General features: G+C 44.4%; 1 protein-coding gene. It reads right to left on the bottom strand.

The genetic code is table 11. The features are described 5' to 3' along the window. Nucleotides 1-189: 189 nt before the first annotated feature. Nucleotides 190-498 carry a transposase gene (locus tag ELS82_RS25020; RefSeq protein ID WP_244230890.1) on the bottom strand — a complete coding sequence of 103 codons (309 nt, stop codon included), beginning with the start codon at nt 496-498 and terminating at the stop codon, nt 190-192. Nucleotides 499-1293: the final 795 nt, after the last annotated feature.

Genomic DNA, 1293 nt, shown 5'->3' with positions numbered 1-1293 from the left:
CTGAACCATAGCGAGCACGATGCTTCGCAAAGGTACACATCACTAACTGTTCAAAGCGGTATCGCCGCTTTGAACGCTCACTCGGCTCTCGATTTAACCATTTGTAATAACCACTCGGCGAAACGTCCAAGGCGTGGCACATATGAGTAATTTTATATTCCCCAATATAGCTCTCGATATACTCGTACTTCACTCTTGGTTCTTCGCGAAGTACGCCGACACCTTTTTTAGGAATTCCATCTCATCACGTAGACGCTTGTTCTCGCGCCTTAGCGCGCGAAGCTCTTCGGATTCTTTCTTCGAATAGTCAACACCGTCTAAGGTGTTAAACTGTTTATCGGATAGGCGCGTAAACTGACGCTTCCAATTACGAATTTGCTGGGCACTAATACCCAACTCTTTAGCAACGGAAACGGCTGTTCGGCCCGGGAGACAGGCAAGACGAACCGCTTCTTTGCGGAACTCTTCGGTGTACGCTGAATTACGATGTTTAGCCATAAATCACCTCTCAATTAGACCCTAGATCTAACTTAGTAAAGTGTCTACTAAACGTGGGGTACTCGGAAACATAACGCCCAATTAAGTTGTGAGCAACGCTGCCACATGGCCTAAACACTTCACCGTAATCACCAAACCAATTGAAACCGAAAATGCCAAGCGTTGCGAATCAGCTTGAATTGTTTGTTATGTTTTACCACAAGTCACTGACTTAATTGAGAAAGAACTGCTATTTCAAGCCAGTTTTCTGAACCAAACTACAAGGCAAGAACCAACTTGGCCGCCAAAAGCGACTAACCCAAATCCAGTAATTCCACTTCCCAGCCCAATGAGGCAACCCGACCAAATCACAACAAGCGCCCTTTCTTTCCAACCAAAGCGAAAGACAATGTTGAGTTGCCGAGGCAACTGCCAAGCTGAAATGCTAATTGGCTAAGAACCTAAAAGCGACTTTAAGCCAGAGAAACTGAAAACTAGCCAGTTCGACCTGACAATGAAGCAACCCACGAACATTGGTATGTTTTACGGGCTGAGAGATTCAAGAACTTAGACCGACAATGCGGATTTGCTGAGTCTACTAGGGATGAATTGCCCGAGGGACAAAGAACTAGAGCCCAAGACCTTTAATCCTTTGAATTTCAAGTAAACATAACGCCAAATTAAGGTGTGAACAACGCTAACCCTTAGCTAAACCATTGTGCCATAAACACTAAACTGACTTGAAGTGACGGCGCCAAGCGTTGCGAATCACTCTTAAATTTATTGTTATGTTTTACCACAAATACATGATTTACT

Origin of the sequence: Vibrio ouci, from assembly GCF_004551525.1 — a bacterium.
In the GTDB taxonomy this organism is placed as follows: Bacteria; Pseudomonadota; Gammaproteobacteria; order Enterobacterales; family Vibrionaceae; genus Vibrio; species Vibrio ouci.
Note: the sequence above shows the minus strand (reverse complement) of the source record. Positions and strands in the feature narration are given on the sequence as shown.